The following is a 512-nucleotide window of genomic DNA, read 5'->3' as shown; positions in this document are numbered from 1 at the left end:
CGGATGGTCGTCAACTGGCTCACGTCCACCGACCACAAGACGATCGGGTACATGTACCTGATCTCCTCCTTCGGCTTCTTCTGCATCGCCGGTGTGATGGCGCTGCTGATCCGTGCCGAGCTGTTCGCCCCAGGTATGCAGATCCTGGAGACCAAGGAGCAGTACAACCAGCTGTTCACCATGCACGGCACGATCATGCTGCTGATGTTCGGCACCCCGCTGTTCGTCGGCTTCGCCAACGTCATCGTCCCGCTGCAGATCGGGGCCCCCGACGTCGCCTTCCCGCGGCTGAACGCCCTGGCGTTCTGGTTCTTCCTGTTCGGGTCCCTGATCGCCACCGCCGGCTTTCTCACCCCGCAGGGCGCGGCCTCCTTCGGCTGGTACGCCTACGCACCGCTGTCCAACGCGTCCTTCACCCCGGGCGTGGGGGGTGACCTGTGGGTGTTCGGGCTCATCCTGTCCGGTTTCGGCACGATCATGGGCGCGGTCAACTTCATCACCACGATCATCGC

The 512-nt window shown here is 63.9% G+C and carries 1 protein-coding gene; it reads left to right on the top strand.

Features of this window, described 5'->3' with window-relative positions:
- Positions 1-512, top strand: a 512-nt coding sequence (locus tag PU704_RS19970; RefSeq protein ID WP_277552905.1) for a cbb3-type cytochrome c oxidase subunit I, incomplete at both ends; no start/stop codon positions are given.

It is taken from the genome of Kocuria oceani (genome assembly GCF_029524215.1).
In the GTDB taxonomy this organism is placed as follows: Bacteria; Actinomycetota; Actinomycetes; order Actinomycetales; family Micrococcaceae; genus Kocuria; species Kocuria oceani.
This window is presented reverse-complemented; position numbering and strand designations above follow the sequence as displayed.